This window comes from Kitasatospora sp. NPDC050463 (assembly GCF_040655255.1).
Taxonomy (GTDB): domain Bacteria; phylum Actinomycetota; class Actinomycetes; order Streptomycetales; family Streptomycetaceae; genus Kitasatospora.
The window spans coordinates 16,378-21,177 of record NZ_JBFAJO010000014.1 but is presented as its reverse complement, the minus strand read 5'-3'; the positions used below and the strand labels follow the sequence as shown (position 1 = coordinate 21,177).

Here is a 4,800-nt window from a genome sequence, read left to right as displayed (position 1 = left end):
TGCTGGCTCCGCCGGGCGCTGCCCGCTGTTCCGGGACGCGCCCCCCCCACCGCTGCGTGGACACCAGGCCCCGGAACGCGGGGCCGTCAGGGTGCGACGCTCCGGGGTGCCGGCCTTCAGGCGGACCCGGCGCCGCCGCGCCGCCGCAGCAGCCAGAAGCCGCCGATGCCGCCGACGACCAGTGCCGCGCCGCCCGCCAGCTCGGCGGGGTTGGCCGCGACCGAGCCGCCCAGGCCGGTCTGCACCGCGCCGTGCGGGGCGACCTGCTGGCTGCCCGCGCCGGACTGGCCGAGCGAGCCTGCCCACTCCCCGGCCGCCTTGCCCCACTCGCCCAGGCTCTGGCCGGGCGAGGAGGAGGCTCCGGAGGAGGAGGCCGCGACGGTCGTCACCGTGACGCTGGTCGCGAAGGCGCCGCCGTCGGGGCAGGTGCCGTCGACCTTGCTGTCGCCGCTGGACCTGCTCGCCAGCCGGGCGGAGCCGGTGTGCCGACCGTCCGAGCCCAGGGTGAGGGTGGCCGGGCCGCCCTCGAAGGCGTCGGAACGCGCGGTGATGGTCTTGGCGTCGGGCTTGTCGGACTTCTCACAGGAGACCGTGACCGTCACGGTCTGGCCCGGTGCGGCCTGGGTCGGGCTGACCGTGGCGGCGCCGTCCTTGGCCAGCGCGAGGGGGGCCGTCAGGCCGGTCAGCACCGTCGCGCCGATCAGAGCGGCGGCGGCCGTACGCATGGGGCGCATACCGGAACCTCCGGGATTCTCGGGCGCGGCCGGGGACTCCGAAGTCCACGTGATCGAACAACCACACCCAGTCATTCACCGACGGTAGGCACACCCCCGGCCCCCGGCCACCGCTCTGACCCGTTCGGGCGAGCCCTCGCTACGGGGCGTGACGCCGGAGCCCGGCCGGGCTCCGGCGGGCTCAGAGGTCCAGGTCGACGACGACTGGGGCGTGGTCCGACGTCCCCTTGCCCTTGCGGGCCTCGCGGTCCACGTAGCTGTCCGTGACGGCATCGGCGAAGGGCTTGTTGGCGTAGGTGAGGTCGATCCGCATGCCCCGGTTCTTCGGGAAGGCCAGCTGGCGGTAGTCCCAGTAGGTGTAGGGGCGGTCGTACTTGAGCGGGCGGGGCACGACGTCCTGGAGGCCCGCCTCGCCGAGGGCGGCCAGCGCGGCGCGCTCGGCGGGGGTGACGTGCGTCAGGCCTTCGAAGGCGGCCACGTCGAAGACGTCCTCGTCGGTCGGGGCGATGTTGAAGTCCCCGAGGACGGCGAAGGGGCGCTCACCCGCGGCGTCCTCCAGCGCGGCGCGGCGCAGGGCCTCCAGCCACTCCAGCTTGTAGCGGTAGTGGGCGTGGTCCACCTCGCGGCCGTTGGGCACGTAGACCGACCAGACCCGGACCGGGCCGCAGGTGGCGGCGACGGCGCGCGGCTCGACGGCGGGCAGCAGGGCGTCGTCGGCGAGGAAGCCGGGCTGGCCGGGAAGGTCGCGCACCACGTCCTCCAGACCGATCCGGGAGACGACGGCCACGCCGTTCCACCGGCCGGTGCCGTGCGCGGCGGTCTCGTACCCGAGCTCGCGGACCGGCTCGTGGGGGAAGGCGTCGGTGGAGCACTTGAGCTCCTGGAGGCAGAGCACGTCCGGCTTGGCGCTCTCCAGCCATTCCAGCAGCTTGGGCAGCCGCGCGGTGACGGAGTTGATGTTCCAGGTGGCGATGCGGACGGTCACGGCGAGCGGCCTTCCCGATGGTACGGACGAGGGTGGGCGCCCCGGCAGGACGCCCACCCCGAATCTACCGCCCGGCACCGACAGGCCCGGGGCCTGCCGCGAACGGGGCCCTTCGCCCGTGGCTCCCCGCCACGTGGCTCCCCGCGACGGGGCTCCTCGCAACGGGGCCCAGCGCGCTACGGGGCCGGGCGCACCACCGCCGCGGAGCCGCTACCGCGGCGCACCGGCTCGGCGGCCGCCACCCAGCGGCCGTCCGGCAGGCGCTCGACGCCGGTCGCGGCGCCGATCTCGGGCGTACCGGCGAACACGTGGCCGAGCGCCTCCAGCCGGGCCCGTTCGGGCAGCGCCAGGAAGGCCGGCTCGGCCTGGGTGGCGGCGGTGTTGCGCTGGCTGGCGCGCGGCGCGGCGATCGCCTGCTCCAGGCTCAGGCCCCGGTCAAGCCGGCCGAGCAGCACCTGCAGGGTGGTGGTGATGACGGTGGCGCCGCCGGGCGAGCCGGCCGCCAGCACGGGCTCGCCGTCGCGCAGCACGATGGTCGGCGAGAGCGAGGAGCGCGGGCGCTTGCCCGGGCCGGGCAGGTTGGGGTCGGGCACCCCGGGGGTCAGCGGGGTGAAGTTGAAGTCGGTCAGCTCGTTGTTCAGCAGGAAGCCCCGGCCGGGGACGGTGATGCCGCTGCCACCGGTCTGCTCCAGGGTCAGGGTGTACGAGACGACGTTGCCCCAGCGGTCGGCCACCGTCAGGTGACTGGTGCTCAGGCCCTCGTACGGCTCGGGCTGGGTCGCGCCGGCGCTCGCGCAGTCGGCCGGGTGGCGCGGGTCGCCGGGGGCGAGCGGGCTGGTGAGCGCCCGGTCGGGGCTGATCAGGCAGGCCCGGGAGGCGACGTACCGCGGGGAGAGCAGCTCCTTCGTCGGCACGTCGTTGAAGGCCGGGTCGCCGACCCAGCGGTTGCGGTCGGCGAAGGAGATCCGGGAGGCCTCCAGGAAGTGGTGGTAGTACTGCGTGCCGTCGTACCGGGTGACGTCGCCGTCCTCCAGGATGCCCAGCGCCTCGCCGACGGTGGTGCCGCCGGAGCTGGAGGGGGCGATCGAGTAGAGGTCGTAGTCGCGGTAGGCGACGTGGGTGGGCTGCTGGCGGCGGACCTGGTAGGCCGCCAGGTCGGCGGCGTCCACCTTGCCGGGGCGGGCGTTGCGCCCGGAGGCCTGGTCCACCGGCGGGTGCTGGATGGTGCGGACGATGTCGGCGCCGAGGTCACCCCGGTAGAGCGCCGCGGTGCCCTCGGCGCCCAACTGACGGTAGGTGGCGGCGAGCTCGGGGTTGCGGAACGTGGAGCCGACGGCGGGGAGCTTGCCGCCGGGCAGGAAGAGCTTCGCCGTGGCGGGGAAGTCCTTGAAGCGGTCCTGGTTGAGCGCGGTCTGGTCCTGGAAGGTCTGGTCGACGGTGAAGCCCTGCTCGGCGATCCGTCGGGCCGGCTTCAGCGCGTCGGCGAAGGAGCGCTTGCCCCACTGCCGCACGGCCGTCTCCCAGGTCGCCGGGGCGCCGGGCACGCCGATCGACAGCCCGCTGGTGACGGCGTCCGCGAAGGGCAGCGGCTTTCCGCCCTCCAGGAAGAGCGTCTCGTCGGCCGTCCGGGAGGCCGTCTCACGGCCGTCGATGGTGTGCACCCGGCCGCTGTCGTGGTCGTAGTAGACGAAGTACCCGCCGCCGCCGATCCCGGCCGAGTACGGCTCGGTGACCCCGAGCGCCGCCGCGACGGCGACGGCGGCGTCCACCGCGTTCCCGCCCTTGCGCAGCACCTCGATCCCGGCGGCCGTGGCGTCGGCGTCCACGCTGGCCACCGCTCCGCCCCAGCCCACCGCCTCGGGCACCTTGGGCGGCGGGGCCGCCGCCCCCGCGGGCCCGGCCGCGGAACAGACCAGAGCGGTGGCGAGCAGGAGCGGCGGGGCGATTCGGGCCAGAGCTCTCATCCGGAGGCCTCCTGAGTTGACGTCAAGTCCGTTGTTTCACAGGAGGCATGGCCCGGACAACAGGGCGCCGTGACTACCAACGGGTAGTTGACGCACCGCCGGGGCGCGGGTCGAACGGGGTGATCACATTTCGAATGCGAACAGGTGAAGCGATGAACAAGTGCTCATATGGGCGGTAGCTTGTGCGGGCCAGTCATGGATTCCTCACACAAAGGACGCGTCAGCCCCGTGCACCCGGCCCCGCCACCGCCGTTCCCCGCCCGCCCGGTCCGACGTCCCTGGTGGCAGCACCGCGGCGTCCACGTCGCGAGCTTCCTGGTGTTCCCGTTCGCGGCCTTCCTCATCGCCTGGACCTGGCCGCGGCCGCTCTGGAGGAAGCTGTGCAGCAGCGCGGTGGCGGCCTTCTGCTGCTTGGTCTGGATCGGCGCGGTGACCGACCCGAAGCCGCCCGCGAAGCCGCCCGTCCCGGCCGTCGCGACCGTCGCCCCGAGCCCGTCGCCCACTGCGGCGCCGACGCCCACCGAGACACCGGCGTCCGCCCCCACTCCCACCGAGCCGCCGGCCCCGGTGGCGACCACTCCGCCGGCGGCGGAGGCTCCCGCGCCGGTGACGCCCGCGCCGCACCCGGAGACGCCGGCCCCGGTGGCCCCCACCTCGAAGGCGCCCGTGCCCGCCCCGGCGGCCCCCAGCACCCGGGCCGCCGGCGGCGGAAGCACCGGGACGACCGGCGGCACCACCACCGGGGGTGACGGCTCGACCGGCGGCTCGACCACCGGCGGTTCTTCCACCGGCGGTTCGAGTACCAGCGGTTCGAGTACCGGTGGCTCGACCACCAGCGGTTCGAGCACCAGCGGCTCGACCACCGGCGGCAGCGCCGGCACCGTCCACCCGGGCTCCTTCTGTTCCCCGGCCGGCGCGACCGGCGTGACCAGCGCGGGCACCCCGATGGTCTGCGGCCCGGGCACCGACGGCCGCAACCGATGGAAGTCGGCCGGCTGACCGGCCCGGCCCACGAAAGCGCGGTGGGGGGGGGGGGGGGCGCCCACCCCCCCCCCGGGGGGCCCCCCCGCCCCGGGGCCCCCCCCCCCCCCCCCCCCCCCCCCCCCCCCCCCCCCCC

The 4,800-nt window shown here is 75.4% G+C and carries 4 protein-coding genes; all 4 read right to left on the bottom strand.

Translation table 11 applies throughout. From position 1 onward, the window contains the following. Positions 1-116: 116 nt before the first annotated feature. The 4 genes from AB0J08_RS11470 to AB0J08_RS11455 all read right to left on the bottom strand — a co-directional run bounded on the left by AB0J08_RS11470 (position 117) and on the right by AB0J08_RS11455 (position 4,648). A complete protein-coding gene (locus tag AB0J08_RS11470) occupies positions 117-734 on the bottom strand; it encodes a hypothetical protein (protein ID WP_360630693.1) in 618 nt (205 codons plus the stop codon). A gap of 181 nt (positions 735-915) precedes the next feature. After that, positions 916-1,719, bottom strand: coding sequence for an exodeoxyribonuclease III (locus tag AB0J08_RS11465; RefSeq protein ID WP_360630690.1), 804 nt, complete (start codon positions 1,717-1,719; stop codon positions 916-918). Between the two features lie 176 nt (positions 1,720-1,895). Next, positions 1,896-3,683 (bottom strand): gamma-glutamyltransferase, encoded by a 1,788-nt coding sequence (gene ggt, locus AB0J08_RS11460; RefSeq protein ID WP_360630687.1) that lies wholly within the window; start codon positions 3,681-3,683, stop codon positions 1,896-1,898. 164 nt (positions 3,684-3,847) lie between these two features. Next, positions 3,848-4,648 (bottom strand): hypothetical protein, encoded by an 801-nt coding sequence (locus AB0J08_RS11455; RefSeq protein WP_360630684.1) that lies wholly within the window; start codon positions 4,646-4,648, stop codon positions 3,848-3,850. Positions 4,649-4,800: the final 152 nt, after the last annotated feature.